The 14,559-nt window shown below is 68.6% G+C and carries 16 protein-coding genes; 11 read left to right on the forward strand and 5 right to left on the reverse strand.

Annotation, left to right across the window (positions count from 1 at the left end; translation table 11 throughout):
- The gene (locus M8A51_RS07245; protein WP_251777520.1) at positions 1-996 is read left to right on the forward strand and encodes a LysR substrate-binding domain-containing protein; all 996 of its coding nucleotides are present in this window, start codon (positions 1-3) and stop codon (positions 994-996) included.
- A 1-nt stretch (position 997) separates the two neighbouring features.
- Here M8A51_RS07245 and M8A51_RS07250 read toward each other — a convergent pair whose 3' ends face one another.
- Positions 998-1,591: a 5-formyltetrahydrofolate cyclo-ligase gene (locus M8A51_RS07250; RefSeq protein ID WP_251777521.1), complete on the reverse strand. Its 594-nt coding sequence runs from the start codon at positions 1,589-1,591 to the stop codon at positions 998-1,000.
- A 24-nt stretch (positions 1,592-1,615) separates the two neighbouring features.
- Between M8A51_RS07250 and M8A51_RS07255 the strand changes: the two genes are divergently transcribed.
- The 3 genes from M8A51_RS07255 (at position 1,616) to M8A51_RS07265 (ending at position 5,356) form a co-directional block, all read left to right on the forward strand.
- On the forward strand, positions 1,616-3,616 hold the full coding sequence (locus M8A51_RS07255; protein ID WP_251777522.1) for a lytic transglycosylase domain-containing protein: 2,001 nt from the start codon (positions 1,616-1,618) through the stop codon (positions 3,614-3,616).
- Complete coding sequence (locus M8A51_RS07260) at positions 3,616-4,572, forward strand: complex I NDUFA9 subunit family protein (RefSeq protein ID WP_251777574.1); 957 nt, start codon at positions 3,616-3,618, stop codon at positions 4,570-4,572. Before M8A51_RS07255 ends, M8A51_RS07260 begins: the two co-directional genes overlap by 1 nt.
- A 103-nt stretch (positions 4,573-4,675) precedes the next feature.
- The gene (locus tag M8A51_RS07265; RefSeq protein ID WP_251777523.1) at positions 4,676-5,356 is read left to right on the forward strand and encodes a glutathione S-transferase family protein; all 681 of its coding nucleotides are present in this window, start codon (positions 4,676-4,678) and stop codon (positions 5,354-5,356) included.
- A 72-nt stretch (positions 5,357-5,428) separates the two neighbouring features.
- Here the strand turns inward: M8A51_RS07265 and M8A51_RS07270 are convergent, their stop codons facing one another.
- Complete coding sequence (locus M8A51_RS07270; RefSeq protein WP_251777524.1) at positions 5,429-5,938, reverse strand: FxDxF family PEP-CTERM protein; 510 nt, start codon at positions 5,936-5,938, stop codon at positions 5,429-5,431.
- Positions 5,939-6,140: 202 nt separating this feature from the next.
- Here M8A51_RS07270 and M8A51_RS07275 point away from each other — a divergent pair, with 202 nt between their 5' ends.
- From M8A51_RS07275 to M8A51_RS07285, 3 genes are all read left to right on the forward strand, one after another.
- Positions 6,141-7,361, forward strand: coding sequence for a multifunctional CCA addition/repair protein (locus tag M8A51_RS07275; protein WP_251777525.1), 1,221 nt, complete (start codon positions 6,141-6,143; stop codon positions 7,359-7,361).
- Between the two features lie 122 nt (positions 7,362-7,483).
- Entirely contained in the window at positions 7,484-8,905 is a 1,422-nt protein-coding gene (locus M8A51_RS07280) for a YdgA family protein (protein ID WP_251777526.1), read from the forward strand.
- A gap of 167 nt (positions 8,906-9,072) precedes the next feature.
- Entirely contained in the window at positions 9,073-9,453 is a 381-nt protein-coding gene (locus M8A51_RS07285; RefSeq protein WP_251777527.1) for a hypothetical protein, read from the forward strand.
- A 19-nt stretch (positions 9,454-9,472) separates the two neighbouring features.
- On the opposite strand, the gene M8A51_RS07290 is transcribed toward M8A51_RS07285, so the two are convergent.
- Positions 9,473-9,667, reverse strand: coding sequence for a DUF2905 domain-containing protein (locus tag M8A51_RS07290; protein ID WP_251777528.1), 195 nt, complete (start codon positions 9,665-9,667; stop codon positions 9,473-9,475).
- A gap of 12 nt (positions 9,668-9,679) precedes the next feature.
- The gene (locus tag M8A51_RS07295) at positions 9,680-10,825 is read right to left on the reverse strand and encodes a class I SAM-dependent methyltransferase (protein WP_251777529.1); all 1,146 of its coding nucleotides are present in this window, start codon (positions 10,823-10,825) and stop codon (positions 9,680-9,682) included.
- 18 nt (positions 10,826-10,843) lie between these two features.
- Here M8A51_RS07295 and M8A51_RS07300 point away from each other — a divergent pair, with 18 nt between their 5' ends.
- From M8A51_RS07300 to M8A51_RS07315, 4 genes are read left to right on the forward strand one after another with little or no spacing between them, the layout of a single operon-like run.
- Entirely contained in the window at positions 10,844-11,638 is a 795-nt protein-coding gene (locus M8A51_RS07300) for an SDR family oxidoreductase (RefSeq protein WP_251777530.1), read from the forward strand.
- A gap of 1 nt (position 11,639) precedes the next feature.
- Positions 11,640-12,044: a dihydroneopterin aldolase gene (locus M8A51_RS07305; RefSeq protein WP_251777531.1), complete on the forward strand. Its 405-nt coding sequence runs from the start codon at positions 11,640-11,642 to the stop codon at positions 12,042-12,044.
- Positions 12,041-12,958, forward strand: coding sequence for a tRNA 2-thiocytidine(32) synthetase TtcA (gene ttcA / locus M8A51_RS07310; protein WP_251777532.1), 918 nt, complete (start codon positions 12,041-12,043; stop codon positions 12,956-12,958). The genes M8A51_RS07305 and ttcA overlap by 4 nt, the downstream gene beginning before the upstream one ends.
- 18 nt (positions 12,959-12,976) lie before the next feature.
- Complete coding sequence (locus M8A51_RS07315) at positions 12,977-13,630, forward strand: DUF4136 domain-containing protein (RefSeq protein ID WP_251777533.1); 654 nt, start codon at positions 12,977-12,979, stop codon at positions 13,628-13,630.
- Here the strand turns inward: M8A51_RS07315 and M8A51_RS07320 are convergent.
- Positions 13,611-14,516 (reverse strand): DUF6279 family lipoprotein, encoded by a 906-nt coding sequence (locus M8A51_RS07320; protein WP_251777534.1) that lies wholly within the window; start codon positions 14,514-14,516, stop codon positions 13,611-13,613. The genes M8A51_RS07315 and M8A51_RS07320 overlap by 20 nt on opposite strands.
- Positions 14,517-14,559: the final 43 nt, after the last annotated feature.

The following is a 14,559-nucleotide window of genomic DNA, read 5'->3' on the forward strand; positions in this document are numbered from 1 at the left end:
ATGAATCAAAACATCCGGCAGCGGCCCTTGACGGTCGGCCCGCTGCGCGCCTTCGAGGCGGTCGCCCGCCACCTCAATTTCCGCCAGGCGGCCGAGGAACTGCACCTGACCCAGTCGGCGATCAGCCGGCAGATCCAGGGCCTGGAAGAGGATGTCGGCGCGCCGCTGTTCTTGCGCGGCACCCGGCACGTCGAGTTGACGGGCGCCGGTGCCGCGTTGCTGCGGGCGGCGGCGCCGCTGCTCGACCGGCTCGACGCGACGGTGCGGCAGATCCGCCAGGCGCGCGGGCGCCGCACGGTCAGCGTGACCACCTTCGCATCTTTCGCGTCCCTGTGGTTGATTCCCCGGCTGGAAGCCTTTCAGCGCGAGCACCCCGACCTCGACATCCGCGTCAGCGCCAATGACGCGATGGTCGACGTGGACGGCGGCGAGGTCGACCTGGCGCTGCGTTACTGCACCCCCGAGCAGGCGCCGCCGGGCGCCGTGCGCTTGTTCGGCGAAGTCCTGACAGCGGTCGCCAGCCGCTGGCTGATCGAAGCCGGCGCCAGCGGCAACGGCAAGCCGTTGCAGTGCCCCGAAGACCTGGCGCAGCATGCGTTGCTCGAAGAAGACGATGGCCACCCCGGTCACGGCGTGCTCGGCTGGCGCTATTGGCTGACGTCGCACGGGCTGAAGGACTTCCAGCCGCAGCGCTGGGTCTATTTCAACTACACCTACCAGCAGGTGCAGGCGGCGCTGGCGGGCCAGGGCGTCGCGCTCGCGCGGCTGCCGATGGTGGCCGAAGCGCTCCGTGCCGGCGAGCTGGTCGAGCCTTTCGACCCCGCCCGGTACCGCGCGCCGCGTGAGCATGCGTACTGGTTGGTGGCGGCCCCTGCTGCGCGCCAGCGAGATGAGGTGGCGCAGTTTTGCAGCTGGGTGGAGCAACAGGCGCAGCTGACGCGCCAGGCGATCGGCGAAGTGCCCCAGGTCGAGGACACCCTGGGCGAGTGGGATTGATTCAGTCGCTCGGCGTGACGATCCCTCGCTCCGTGACCACCAGCATCAGGGGCAGGTCGTGCGGCAGCGGCGTGAACGCGACTTCGCTGTCGGCCCAGGCGATGCCCACCGCGGTCACGTGGGGGTGGGCGGCAAGCCAACGGTCGAAGTAGCCACCGCCGTAGCCCAGCCGATAGCCCTGCGGCGAATAGCCCACGCAAGGCACGAGCACCACGTCGGGCACTGTCACCGGACCTTCGGTGCAGGGAATGCCGCACTCGTCGCAGCTGTCGGGCTCGCCGCCGTCCCAGCGCCGGTACTCCATTTCGCGCGGGGTTTTCCGGGCCCATGGCAAGGCAAGCGCCACACCGGCCGTGGTCTTGTCGTCGCGCAGTGCAACCGCTGCGTTAAATTCAGATCGAATCGGCCAGTACACGCCGAGCAACTGCGGCTCCAGCAGCGCGAGCACCTGGCGCAGGTGGGCAGCGAGCGCGTCGTGCGCTGCCTGCCAGGCGCCGGATTCGGCAGCGGCTGCTGCCCAGCGCTCTCGCTCGGACAGCAGGTGGCGGCGCAGTGCAGCACGGTCGCGGGCCTCGATGGGTGGGGTCCAGGCCATCCGGAATACCAACAAGAGAACAAGTTGAAATCAGTATATCGACGCACCTTGGCGGCCCTGGTGGCCGCAGCGGGGCTAGGCCTGGCCTTCGTGCCACCGGTTGCGCACGCGCAGGCCGACCCGATCCTCGAAGCCCGCGACGCTTGGCAGCGCAGAGACGCGAAGCGGCTCGCGGCGGCCAAGGCGGCAGCCGTCGCGCGCAGCCACCCGCTCGCCATGTGGGCCGACTACTGGGAACTGAACAGCCGCCTGCCCGTGGCCACGCAGGAAGAGTTGAGCGCCTTCTTCGCGCGCTGGCCCGACACCTACGTCGAAGACCGGCTTCGCAACGACTGGCTGCTCGAACTCGGCCGGCGTCAGGACTGGGTCAATTTCGCGGCCGAGTTTCCGCGCTTTCGCATGCAGGACGACCGCGAGGTGGCTTGTTACGCGGTGCTGGTGCGGCACCAGGCGGGCGACGACGTGCGCGAGGCCGCACGCCGCGCCTGGATGGCGCAGACGGCCGCCGACCAGGGCTGCCGCCAGATGGCGAGCACGCTGCATCAAGCGGGCCGTCTGGCGGCCGCCGACCTGTGGCGCAAGGCGCGCGTGATGGCCGATCTGGGCCGGCGCGCCCAGGCGCAACAGGCGGTGGCGGCGATCGGCCCCGAGGCCGCGCAACGCTTCGACGAGATGTACGAGAGCCCGGTGCGCTACCTTGCACGCCGCGGCGGCAGCGGCAATCGCACCGATGCCGAACTGACCACGCTGGCGCTGGTGCGGCTGGCGGCGGCCGACCCTGAAGGCGCAGCCGTGCAACTGGAGGCCTGGTCGAAGCGGCTGCCGGCGGATCTCGCGTCCTGGGCCTGGGCCAGCGCCGGTCGCCAAGCCGCGCTGAGGCTGTTGCCCCAGGCGCCGGACTACTTCCAGCGCGCGGTCAAGGGTGCCGATGAAATCAGCTGGGCCGACGACACGCTGGGCTGGAAAGCCCGTGCGGCGCTGCGGGCGGGCCGCTGGCAGCAGGTGACACAGGCGATCAACGCGATGAGCCAGGCCGAGCAGGCCGAGCCGACCTGGATTTATTGGAAGGCGCGAGCGCTGCAGGCGGTCGCCCGCGATTCGCAAGATGCGGAGAAGCTGCGCCTGGAAGCGGCTCAACTGCTCGATTCCATCGCCGGGCAGCAGCACTTCTACGGCAAGCTGGCGGCCGAGGAACTCGGCCGCACGCTTGCGCTGCCGGCACGGCCCGCGCCGCTGACCGACGAAGAAAAAGAACGGGTGCGCCGCAATCCGGGGCTGATCCGGGCGTTGCAGCTGATCGAGATGGGCCTGCGCAGCGAAGGCGTGCGCGAATGGAACTGGACGCTCAACTTCACGAGCCAGGGGCGCATGAGCGACCGCGAACTGCTGGCCGCGGCCGATCTCGCGTGTGAGCACGAGGTGTGGGACCGCTGCATCAACACCAGCGACCGGACCCAGGCCGAGTTCGATATCGAGCAGCGCTTCCCGATGCCGTTCCGGCGCGACGTGGTTGCTCGCGCCCGTGAGATCGGCCTCGACCCGGCGTACGTCTACGGCCTGATCCGGCAGGAGTCGCGCTTTGTGATGGATGCCCGCTCGCATGTCGGTGCGTCCGGGTTGATGCAGCTGATGCCGGCGACCGCACGCTGGACGGCACGCAAGATCGGCATGCCCTTCACGCCGTCGCAGATCACCGACCGCGACACCAACATCGCGCTCGGCACCAGTTATCTCAAACTGGTGCTCGACGACATGGGCGGCTCGCAAGCCATGGGCGCAGCCGCCTACAACGCCGGCCCGGCCCGCCCGCGGCGCTGGCGTGACGGCCCCTTGCTGGAAGCGGCGATCTGGGTCGAGAACATCCCGTTCACCGAGACGCGCGACTACGTCAAGCGGGTGCTGTCGAACGCGACCTACTACGCCGCGCGGCTGAACGGCCGCATGCCGTCGCTGAAAGAGCGGTTGGGCCGCACGATCGGGCCGCGTCCACCCGATGCACCGTTGCCCGAGGCGGACCTGCCATGATCGGCAACATCGTGGTGCTCGGCGGCACCGGTTTTGTCGGCACGCACGTGTGCGAAAAGCTGGTCGAGCGTTCCGGCGGTGCCGGCGCCCTGGTGGTGCCGACGCGTCGCATCGGCCACGCGCGTCACCTGCAGCCGTTGCCCTCGCTGGTGCCGGTGCAGGCGGACGTGCACGACGACGCGCAACTCGAGCGGCTGCTGTCTACCGCCGATGCCGTGATCAACCTGGTGGCCGTGCTGCATGGCAGCGAGTCGCAGTTCCAGCGTGTGCATGTCGAGTTGCCGCGGCGGCTCGCACGTGCGTGCGCCACCACAGGTGTGCGGCGGCTGATCCACGTGAGCTCGCTCGGCGCGGCGCCCGACGCGCCGTCGCGCTACCAGCGCTCGAAAGCCGCCGGCGAAGCAGCGCTGCGCTCGGCGCCCGGACTGGAATGCACCATCCTGCGCCCGTCGGTCATCTTCGGCGAGCAGGACCGCTTTCTGAACCAGTTTGCGTCGCTGCAGAAGCGGTTGCCGCTGATGCCGCTGGCACGCGCTGCGGCGAAATTCCAGCCGGTGTGGGTTGAAGATGTCGCGCGCGCGATCGTCGCCTGTGTGGACCGGCGCGACAGCGTCGGTCAGACCTATGAATGTGTCGGCCCGCGCGTCTACACGCTGGCCGAACTGGTGCGGTGCGCGGGGCATTGGTCCGGTCATCCACGTCCGGTGCTGCCGCTGCCCGATGCACTGGGGCGGGTGCAGGCCATGCTGCTGGAGCTGCTGCCCGGCGAGCCGCTGATGAGCCGCGACAACCTCGACTCGATGCACATCGACAACGTCGCTACCGGGGGCCTGCCGGACTTGCACGCGCTCGGCATCGAGCCTATGCCGCTGGAGGGGATCGCGCCGCTCTATCTGGGCCGCGTCGGTTCGCGCAGTCACCTCAACCTGTTCCGCATGGGCGCACGCAGAGGCTGAACCTCACTTGCGGGCGGCGCATCAATGCGATGCAAAAACTGCAAAGCGCGCGCGGCCGGCCACGGCTAGCATCCCATTCCGTTCAAGACGTGCAGGAAGAAAGATGCAGCTCTACATCGGCAACAAGAATTACTCGTCCTGGTCTCTGCGGCCCTGGCTGCTGATGACGCACGCCGGCATTCCCTTCGAGGAAATCAAGCTGCGCCTGAGCTTCACCGAGGGTTCGGAATTCAAGAACACGCTGAAGAAGCTGGCGCCCACCGGCAAGGTGCCGCTGCTGGTCGACGGCGGCCTGGTGGTCTGGGACACGCTGGCCATCGCCGAGTACCTGGCCGAGAAATTCCCGTCCAAGCAACTGTGGCCAGCCGATCGCAAGGCGCGCGCGCATGCGCGCAGCGTCTGCGCCGAAATGCACTCGGGCTTCGGTGCGCTGCGCAGCCATTTCCCGATGAACATCGAGGCTTCGCTGCCGCACGTCGGCGCCGACGTGCTGCGCACGCAGCCCGAGGTGGTGCGCGACGTCGAACGCATCGTCGAGATGTGGACCGAGCTGCTGGTCCAGCACGGCGGCCCCTTCCTGTTCGGCGAATTCAGCGTCGCTGACGCCTTCTATGCGCCGGTGGTCACGCGCTTGCGCACGTACGGCGTGCCGGTGCTGGAAGCCGTCAACGGCTACATCGACCGCATGCTGCAGCTGCCGGCGATGCAGGCCTGGACGAAAGACGCACTGGCTGAGCAGGACTTCCTGGACTTCGACGAGCCCTATCGGACCGCGCGCGCCTGAAGCTGCGCCCCCACGGAAAAAGCGAGCCGAGGCTCGCTTTTTCTTTTCGGAGCTGAAGACCCCGCGTTGCGTTTACTGCTTGCGACGCCGGCGGGCCACGAAGCCGACCGCCCCGAGGCCGGCGAGCATCAGGGCATAGGTCTCGGGCTCCGGGATCGGTGCAGCGGTGAAGTCGACCGAGTAGGTGGTGGAGCCACGTGCGACACCTGTCACCGACAGCGTGTAGTCGCCGGCAACCAGCGTATCGGCCCCGGCCGCCCATTGGAAGCCGAGCGTGCCGCCGGACGAGAAGGCTTCCCAGCTGGCCATGTAGCCGCCGGGGCCGGTGAGTGACACCATGAAGTCGTCGATGAAGCCGGTGCTTTGCGTGTACACCGAGCTGACGAGGCCGGAGAAATCCGCCGGCAGGGGGCCGATCGAGAAGAACCAGTTGTCCGAGATCGATTCGCCGGGCGCGAACAGACCCGAGCCGTCCGAGAACGACGGGATCTCCGAGAGGTTGCCGATGTTGTAGTCAGCCGCAGAGGCGGTGCCGGCCAAAGCCGTCAATGCCACCGCGGCAGCCAATGCCTTCAATTGCATAAGGACTCCCTAAAGTAGGTCACGAAGGAAAGGAGGGCGACCGGGACGCAGCGGCACTGCGTCGTCAGCCGCCCACCGGTTGTACCGATGGCGAAGACGTGAAGTAATCCCACGCGCCAGGGGGCTGGCGGGCATGCCGGCTGCTAGACGCGCCGCCTCTGTAACCCCGGGCCAGGTACCGAAGGGCCGATACACTTGCCGGATGAAGGTCTACATGGTTGGGGGTGCCGTGCGGGACCGCCTTCTCGGGCTGCCGGTGCAGGACCGGGACTGGGTGGTGGTCGGTGCGACGCCCGAGGCGATGATCGCCGGCGGTTACACGCCGGTCGGCAAGGACTTCCCGGTTTTCCTGCACCCGCAGACGCACGAGGAATACGCGCTGGCGCGCACCGAGCGCAAGACCGCGCGCGGCTACCACGGCTTCGAATTCAGCACCTCGCCCGACGTCACGCTCGAACAGGACCTGCAGCGCCGTGACCTGACGATCAATGCGATCGCGCAGTCCGAGGACGGCGAGCTGATCGACCCTTATGACGGGCTGGCCGACCTGCGGGCCAAGGTGTTGCGCCACGTGTCGGATGCGTTCGCCGAAGACCCGGTGCGCATCTTGCGGCTGGCCCGCTTTGCCGCGCGCTTCGTCGAGTTCAGTGTGGCCGCCGAAACGCTGGTGCTGATGCGCCGCATGGTGGACAACGGTGAAGTCGACGCGCTGGTGCCGGAACGGGTGTGGCAGGAGCTGTCGCGTGGGCTGATGGAGCCTCGGCCGTCGCGCATGTTCGAGGTGCTGCGCAGCTGCGGCGCACTGGCGCGCGTGCTGCCCGAGGTCGACCGGCTCTGGGGCGTGCCGCAGCGGGCCGAATACCACCCCGAAGTCGACACCGGCATGCACCTGATGCTGGTGATGGACATGAGCGCCCGGTTGTCGGCCAGCTTGCCGGTGCGTTTTGCCTGCCTGGCACACGATCTCGGCAAGGGCACGACGCCGGCCGACATCCTGCCGCGGCACGTGGGGCACGAGGCACGCAGCGTCGAGCTGGTGCGTGAGGTGTGCCAGCGGCTGCGTGTGCCGACCGAGTGCCGCGAACTGGCCGAGGTGGTGGCGCGCGAGCACGGCAACGTGCACCGCAGCGGCGAACTCGGCCCCGCCGCGCTGGTGCGCTTGCTGGAGCGCTGCGATGCCTTCCGCAAGCCGCAGCGCTTCGCCGAGATCCTGCTGGCCTGCGAGTGCGACGCCCGGGGCCGGCTCGGCCTCGAGGGGCAGGCGTATGTCCAGCGCGACAGGTTGCTGGCGGTCCTGCAGGTCGCGCAGTCAGTGCCCACTGCCGAACTGGCGCAGCAGGCTCAGGAGCGCGGGCTCAAAGGGCCGCAGATCGCGCAGGCGATCCACGACGCGCGCATCCGCGCCGTGGGGGCGCTCCACTGATTTGGGGGTGCCGGGGCGGCGGGGGCGCTTGTTACACTGCCCGACCACCGCGCGGCCCGGGTCTGAAGGCCGCCGAGATCGTCAACAGGGACGCGCCGGCTGCGCGTCGAGGGAAGAGGGAAATGAAGAAACCATTGTTCGCGGTTGTCGGCCTCGTCGCCGCAGCCGCTGCCGCCTACGTCGGCGGCAGCTACTACGTGGGCGGCCAGGTGCAGCAGGAATTGCGGGCCCAGGCCGACCGGGTCACGACCCAGCTGCCTTTCGTGCGGATCACCGAACAGGGCTACGACAAGGGCCTGTTCTCGGCCACGCGCACCGTGACGATGAAATTCGGCTGCGAGCGCTCTCAGGAAGCGGCCGCCGCCGGCATGCCGCCCAAATCCTTCGAGCTCACCGTGCGCGAGCACATCCAGCACGGCCCGCTGATCGGCGGCTCGAGCTGGGGTGCGGCGTCCATCCAGTCGGAACTGGTGCTGCCGCCCGAGGCCGAGCAGGTCGTCGCGCAGATGTTCGGCAACCAGAAGCCGCTGACCGTCACCACGACGGTCGGCTTCGACCGTCACTACACCAGCCGCCTCGAGAGCCCGCGCGCGCGCCTCGAGGCGCCGACTGGCCAGCAGTTCGTGTGGCAGGGTCTGCAGGCCACGTTCAGCGGCGACAGCGACGGCGAGTCGGTGCGCTACGAACTCAACATGCCCGGCTTCGAAGTGTCCGACAAGAACCAGGGCGCGCGGGTCACGCTCAGCGAACTGCGCTGGAAGGGCGAGGGCCGCCGTGTCGGCGATTCCCTGTGGGTGATGGCCGGCAAGGACGAGGGCCAGATCGGCCTGATGGAAATGAGCATGCGCCTGCCGCTGACCGCGACCGGCGAGGTGCGGCCTTTCCTGTTCGCGCTGACCGACCTGAAGTTCGACGCGGAAGCGACCGTCGACCAGAACCTGCTGACGAGCAAGGCCACCGTGCTGGGCACCGGCAGCTTCGACGGCACCAAGCTCGACAAGCTCGAGATGGCCGCGTCCCTCAAGCGCCTGCACGTGCCGAGCTACCAGAACCTGATGTCCAACCTGATGAAGCAGTCGTTCTCGTGCGGCGAGGACGAGGACGTGGACCCGCAGGCCATGCTGGCGGCGATGCAGGCCGACCTGATGAAACTGCTGCCGCACGACCCCGAGTACGCGCTCGACAAGCTGGCCGTCGAATACGGCGGCAAGCGCGGCGAACTGTCGTACGCCTTCGGCGTCAAGGGTGTGACCGAGGCCGATGCCCAGCTGCCGCCGATGGCGCTGCTGATGACCAAGGGCCAGGCCCGCGCCGACGTCAAGCTGCCCATCGTGTGGATCGAGCAGTTGCTGAACCAGGCCCCGATCCGGGCCACCGGCACGGCGCCCGAACCTGAAATGCTGAACGCGATGATCGACCAGTTCGCCGACCAGGGTTACGTGGTGCGCGACGCCGAGCACGTCGCGGCCAGCGTGCGTTTTGCCGGCGGCACGCTCGAACTCAACGGCAAGCCGCTGCCGGTGGGGCGCCCGCCGGCGCAGTGAGCGCCAACCTTCGGGTTCGCATCGAAAGCCGGGCGCTGCCCGGCTTTTCTTTTGCTTGCGATCGGTGATGCCTGGCGACTTGGTCCGGCCGGTCCGCGGTGGGAAGATGCCCGGCATGGGTCGCGGGCTCCCTGGTTGCGCGGCCGGCGCGAGCGAAGGGGTGCGAGATGAAGGCGGCACAGACGATCCGGCGGCTCGGCTTCATGAAGTGGTACGAGCGTGAGCTGATCCAGAGCCACCTGCACCTCGTGCTGCTGCTGATGGCGGCGATCGGCCTGCTGGCGAGCGCGGAGGTCTACGGTGCGCAGCAGGACTGGGGCGACCGGCTCTTGACGGCGGCCTGTGCGTTCGCGAGCGCGGTCATCGGCGTGTGGGCGCTGCGCCGCTACCTCTATCTGCTGATGCACGCCGAGAACGTCGCTCACCAGGCGATCTGCCCGAGCTGCCAGACCTATGCGCGCTGGACGCTGACCGGCGAGGACGAGCGGACGCAACGGCTGCGCGTGCACTGCCGCGCCTGCGAGCACGACTGGGAGATCGGCCTGTAGCCGGGCCACAGCAGCGCCGTCAGAACAGCTTGCTGATCAGCATCGCCAGGAAGCTCAGCAGCACCGTGGTGGCGATCGGCAAGTGCCATTCGCGCCCGCCCAGCTTGAAGTGCAGGTCGCCGGGCAGGCGGCCCAGGCCGATCTTCTCGAGCCACGGGCGCAGCCCGTTGAACAGCACGAGCACGAGCACGACGACCAGCATCCAGCGCAACATCCGTGGCTTTCTTCAGAGGGTGTGGGTGCGGTCGCCGTCGGCGAAACCGAGCGCATCGTCGAGCGCCGCGCCGCGGCAGAAACCGATCACCTTGAACAGCTCGCCCATCTCATGCTCGGCGACCAGCTTCTGCACCGCCGCCACCTGGCGCAGCCGCGCGGCGTCCTGTGCCTCGGCAGGCGGCAGCAGGTCGAGCAGCCCGCAGTTGATCAGAAAGCGCGCCTGCGACGTGTAGCCGATCACCTGCAGACCGGCGTCCTGGCCGGCCAGCGCAACGCCGGTGAAATTGACGTGTGCGGTGATGTCCTTGTACCCCACGTCGGCCAGCGGGTCGGTGTCGGCGCGATGAGCGTGGTGGCACATCAGCGTGCCGCCGCTGCGCTGCGGGTGGTAGTACTCGCGCTCGGGGAAACCGTAGTCGAGGAAAAAGGCGGCGCCGCGCGTCAGCAGCGCGCCCAGCGTGCGCAGGAAGGCATCGGCCTGCAGGTGGACTTCGGTCGTCGTGCCGGGTGTGTGAGGGCCTTCGACCGGCGGGCGCAATGCCGTCGGCCGGTCGCCCCATGCGAAGCCGTTGTCGCCGTGCGCGACGACGCCGCGCTCCAGCCACTGCGAGCCGTCGAAGTGCAGCAGTTGCACCGGCATCGCGTCGAGCACCTCGTTGCCGACCACCACACCGCGTATCTCTTCCGGCAGGCGGTCGTGCCACTGCACACGCCCGGCGGCTTCGGGCGCCAGCCGGGCGATCGTCTCGCGCTGCCGCTCGCGCAGCACGCCCGACAGGTCGACGATGTGATAGCCGGTACAGGCGCTGCCCAGCGACTGCAGCAGCTGCGCTGCCAGCATGCCCGAGCCGGCGCCGAACTCCCACACCTGCGAGGTGCCGGTGGCCGTGAGCGCCTGCCGCACCTGGCGCGCCAGCGCCTGGCCGAACAGCGGCGTCAGCTCGGGCGCCGTGACGAAGTCGCTGCCCGAGCCGGGCAGGGCCCCGAACTTGCGGCTCGGGTTGGCGTAGTAGCCCAGCCCGGGGGTGTACAGCGCCATTTCCATGAACCGGTCGAACGGCAGCCAGCCGCCCGCATCGGCGATGGCCCGGCAAATACGCCCGGGCAACTCTGCCGAGGGGCTGGCCGGTACACTGACAGGTTCTTCGTGGTGCATTGCCGCATTGTAGAAAGCATGTCGTCGCCAACTCGCCCTGTCGTGCTCGTGACCGGTGCCGCCAAGCGGCTCGGGCGCGACATTGCGCTCGAGCTGGCGCGGGGCGGCTTCGACGTGGCGGTGCACTATCGCCATTCCGAGGCTGACGCGCGGTCCTGCGTTCAGGCGCTGCAGCAGCTGGGCGCGCAGGCCGACGCTTTCGCAGCCGACCTCGCCGACGAGGCTGGCTGCAAGGCACTGCTGCCGGCGGTGGTGCAGCGCTTCGGCCGTGTCGATGCGGTCGTCAACAACGCTTCGCTGTTCGAGTACGACGACATCGCCGGTTTCGGCCATGCCGCGATGGAGCGCCACTGGCGCGCCAACACCGCCGCACCGGTGCTGCTGGCGCAGGCGCTGCATGCGCATGTGGATGCCCGCGGCGCACAGGGGTGCGTCGTCAACCTGCTCGACCAGAAGCTCTGGAACCCGAATCCCGACTATTTTTCGTACACGCTGTCGAAGGCGGCGCTCGAAGCCGCCACGACGCTGCTGGCGCAGTCGCTCGCGCCCGCGCTGCGCGTGGCGGGTGTCGCGCCCGGCGTCACGCTCGTGTCCGGGCCGATGAGTCCGACGCAGTTCGACGCGGCGCACCAGCTGACGCCGCTGCGCCGCTCGTCGACCCCGGCCGATGTGGCACGCGCGGTGCGTTTCCTGATCGAATCGCCCGCCATCACCGGCACCACCTTGCTGGTCGACGGCGGCCAGCACCTCTGCGCGCAGCCGCGCGACGTGATGTTCCTCGCCGAAGGTGCCGCAGCACCGAAGGACGACTGATATGCAAAGCATGCTGAACCACCCGAGCCTGATGAATTGCAGGCGCCTGTTCCTGTCCAACTACGAGGTGTGGATCAACATCGGCGTGCACGACTTCGAGAAGCGCGGAGAGCAGCGCGTGCTGATCAACGTCGATCTGTACATCCCGCTGGCCTACTCGACGCCGAAGGACGATCAGCTCGAAGAAGTGGTCGACTACGACTTCATGAGGCGCAGCATCGCTCAGCGCATCAAGCAGGGCCACGTGCACCTGCAGGAAACGCTGTGCGACGACGTCGCGCGCCTGATGCTGGCGCACCCGCACGTGAAGGCGGTGCGCGTGTCGACACAGAAGCCCGACGTCTACCCCGATTGCGACGCCGTCGGCGTCGAGGTGTTCCACTTGAAGACGGAGGCGCAGCCATGAGTGCCGTGCTGCAGGACCCCACCCACGGCAGGAAGGCCGACAAGGAGGCCTTCGAGAACCACAAGCTCGGCAAGCGGCTGCACCGCCTCGTCGGCCAGGCGATCGGCGACTTCAACATGATCGAGCCGGGCGACAAGGTGATGGTGTGCGTCTCGGGCGGCAAGGACTCGTACGCGCTGCTCGATATCCTGCTGAGCCTGCAGCAGCGCGCGCCGGTGCACTTCGACCTGGTCGCCGTCAACCTCGACCAGAAGCAGCCGGGCTTTCCCGAGCACGTGCTGCCCGACTACCTGAAGGGCCGCGGCGTGCCCTTCCACATCGAGGAGCAGGACACCTATTCGATCGTCAAGCGCGTGGTGCCCGAGGGCAAGACCATGTGCAGCCTGTGCTCGCGCCTGCGCCGCGGCGCGCTGTACCGCGTGGCCGGCGAACTGGGGGCCACCAAGATCGCGCTGGGCCACCACCGCGACGACATGCTGCAGACCTTCTTCCTCAACATGTTCTTCGGCGGCAAGCTCAAGGGCATGCCGGCCAAACTGGTCAGCGACGACGGCAAGAACGTGGTGATCCGCCCGCTGGCCTATGTGAACGAGGTCGACCTCGAGCGCTGGGCAGCGCACCGGCAATTCCCCATCATTCCGTGCACGCTGTGCGGCAGCCAGGAAAACCTGCAGCGCAAGCAGATCAAGACGATGCTGCGCGAATGGGACAAGAAGTTCCCGGGCCGCGTCGAGAACATGTTCAGTGCGTTGCAAAACGTCGTGCCTTCGCATCTGATGGACCGGAACCTGTACCCCTTTGCCGGCCTCCAACCCACCGGCACGCCGGATGCTGCGGGTGACAAGGCATTCGACGATGACGACGATTGCGCCCCGCCTTCGACGTCGGTGGTGCGCCTGAAGCTCGACGAATGACTGACCGGGAGACCTGAGATGCCGATCTGGAAGACGCTGCTCGCGGCGACGGCCGTGGCCGTGATGGCCGGTTGCTCCACCGTGCGGCTGGTCGAAAGCGACGTGCGCAGCTACACCGAGTGGCCCGAATCGCGCCAGCCCGGCAGCTTCACGTTCGAGCGCCTGCCGTCGCAGCAGGCCAATCCGGATGCGCAGGCCAAGATCGAAAAACTCGCGTTGCCGGCCTTGCAGCAAGCCGGCTTCAAGCTGGCCGGGCAGGGCAGCGGCGACGTCACCATCCAGGTCGGCCTGGGCCAGACCTACTACGACCGCGCCCCCTGGGACGACCCTTACCCCTGGGGCTACGGCAGCAGCCTCTTCTATGGCCGTGGCATGCGCTCGGGCGTCGGCATCGGCCTGGGCTGGAGCATGCCTTCGCCTTACTACGTGTTCGACGCGGCGGTGCTGATCCGCGACGCCAAGACGCAGAAGGTGCTGTACGAAACCCACGCCAAGCACGACGGCCGCTGGGCCGACGACCCGATCCGCGCCGCGCTGTTCGAGGCCGCGATGAAAGACTTCCCGCGGCCGGCGATCAGCCCGCGGCGGGTGCGCATCGAGATCCAGCCCAACGCAGACAAGGCCGCGGCTGCGGCAAGCGCGGAGCCGGCCGCTAGCGCTCCAGCGCGCTGAGCTGGTCGCCCTTGCGCGGCGTGCCGCCGACGCGCGCGTCGGTCTCGGCCAGCGCGCGCAGGTCGCTTTCCCAACCGCGCAGACGCTCGACCGCCGTGCGCCGCTGCTCGGCCGATGTGCGGTTGTGCAGCTGCGCGACGAACTCGCAGTTGTAGGCCGTGAGCGCTTGTGCATAGCTGCGATAGGCCTCGTTCGGTGAACTCACCGTGCGCCGGTAGACGTCGCGTATCGCCTCGCGTGCCTGCTCGGGGGTCGCCCGCTGTTGCTGCAGCGAGCGCAGCGTGTGCACGATGTCTTGCTGGCGGCGCTGACGCTCCTGCAGCCACAGCTGCGGGTCGAAGGGCGAGGCGGCGAGCTTCTGCGCCACCCAGTGCCGCTGGGTGTCGTCGAGCCGGCCGTAGAAGCGTTCGGCCCGTTCGGCCGTGCGCTTGAGCGCTTCGCGGCGGCGCACGTCCGGGTCGGCCTGCAGAAACTCGTCGCGGAACTTGCGGTTGGTCTTTGCGTAGTGCTGTTGCAGGTGGTCGATCTGGGCCGGCGTCAGCGTCAGCGCCAGTTCGGCGGCCTTCGGCAACACCTGCTCGAAAGCGCCGTCGCGCCACTGCTGCACTTCGTCCCACCAGCGGCAGGCTTGCGCCGCATGGCCGTCCTGGGCCGCGTCGCGCTGCGCGCGCGACAGCGCTTGCGCATACAGCGGCAGCTGCGTGCGGCGATGCCACTCGAACCACTGCGCCAGGTCGTGCCGGGCCTGCTGCTTTTGCGCGTCGTTGAAGTCGACGTAAGGGTCCAGCCACCAGTAGGCCAGGCGCGGGCCCTGCTCGTAAGCCAGGCGCAGGGTACTGCACCCGGCCAGCAGCGCGGCGGCCAGCACCGCAAGCAGGGGGGCCACCCGCCCACGTGGGGCGCCGATAATGCCTGCCAGGAAACCGCCG

The sequence above is a fragment of the Caldimonas mangrovi genome, assembly GCF_023721835.1.
In the GTDB taxonomy this organism is placed as follows: domain Bacteria; phylum Pseudomonadota; class Gammaproteobacteria; order Burkholderiales; family Burkholderiaceae_C; genus Caldimonas; species Caldimonas mangrovi.

What these genes read in the sequence shown, in the direction of transcription:
- M8A51_RS07285 (WP_251777527.1), top strand. Translation starts at nt 9,073, where the DNA reads ATGAAGGCGGCACAGACGATCCGGCGGCTCGGCTTCATGAAGTGGTAC.
- M8A51_RS07315 (WP_251777533.1), top strand. Translation starts at nt 12,977, where the DNA reads ATGCCGATCTGGAAGACGCTGCTCGCGGCGACGGCCGTGGCCGTGATG.
- M8A51_RS07275 (WP_251777525.1), top strand. Translation starts at nt 6,141, where the DNA reads ATGAAGGTCTACATGGTTGGGGGTGCCGTGCGGGACCGCCTTCTCGGG.
- ttcA (WP_251777532.1), top strand. Translation starts at nt 12,041, where the DNA reads ATGAGTGCCGTGCTGCAGGACCCCACCCACGGCAGGAAGGCCGACAAG.
- M8A51_RS07250 (WP_251777521.1), bottom strand. Translation starts at nt 1,591, where the DNA reads ATGGCCTGGACCCCACCCATCGAGGCCCGCGACCGTGCTGCACTGCGC.
- M8A51_RS07280 (WP_251777526.1), top strand. Translation starts at nt 7,484, where the DNA reads ATGAAGAAACCATTGTTCGCGGTTGTCGGCCTCGTCGCCGCAGCCGCT.
- M8A51_RS07270 (WP_251777524.1), bottom strand. Translation starts at nt 5,938, where the DNA reads ATGCAATTGAAGGCATTGGCTGCCGCGGTGGCATTGACGGCTTTGGCC.
- M8A51_RS07265 (WP_251777523.1), top strand. Translation starts at nt 4,676, where the DNA reads ATGCAGCTCTACATCGGCAACAAGAATTACTCGTCCTGGTCTCTGCGG.
- M8A51_RS07300 (WP_251777530.1), top strand. Translation starts at nt 10,844, where the DNA reads ATGTCGTCGCCAACTCGCCCTGTCGTGCTCGTGACCGGTGCCGCCAAG.
- M8A51_RS07245 (WP_251777520.1), top strand. Translation starts at nt 1, where the DNA reads ATGAATCAAAACATCCGGCAGCGGCCCTTGACGGTCGGCCCGCTGCGC.
- M8A51_RS07295 (WP_251777529.1), bottom strand. Translation starts at nt 10,825, where the DNA reads ATGCACCACGAAGAACCTGTCAGTGTACCGGCCAGCCCCTCGGCAGAG.
- M8A51_RS07290 (WP_251777528.1), bottom strand. Translation starts at nt 9,667, where the DNA reads ATGTTGCGCTGGATGCTGGTCGTCGTGCTCGTGCTCGTGCTGTTCAAC.
- M8A51_RS07305 (WP_251777531.1), top strand. Translation starts at nt 11,640, where the DNA reads ATGCAAAGCATGCTGAACCACCCGAGCCTGATGAATTGCAGGCGCCTG.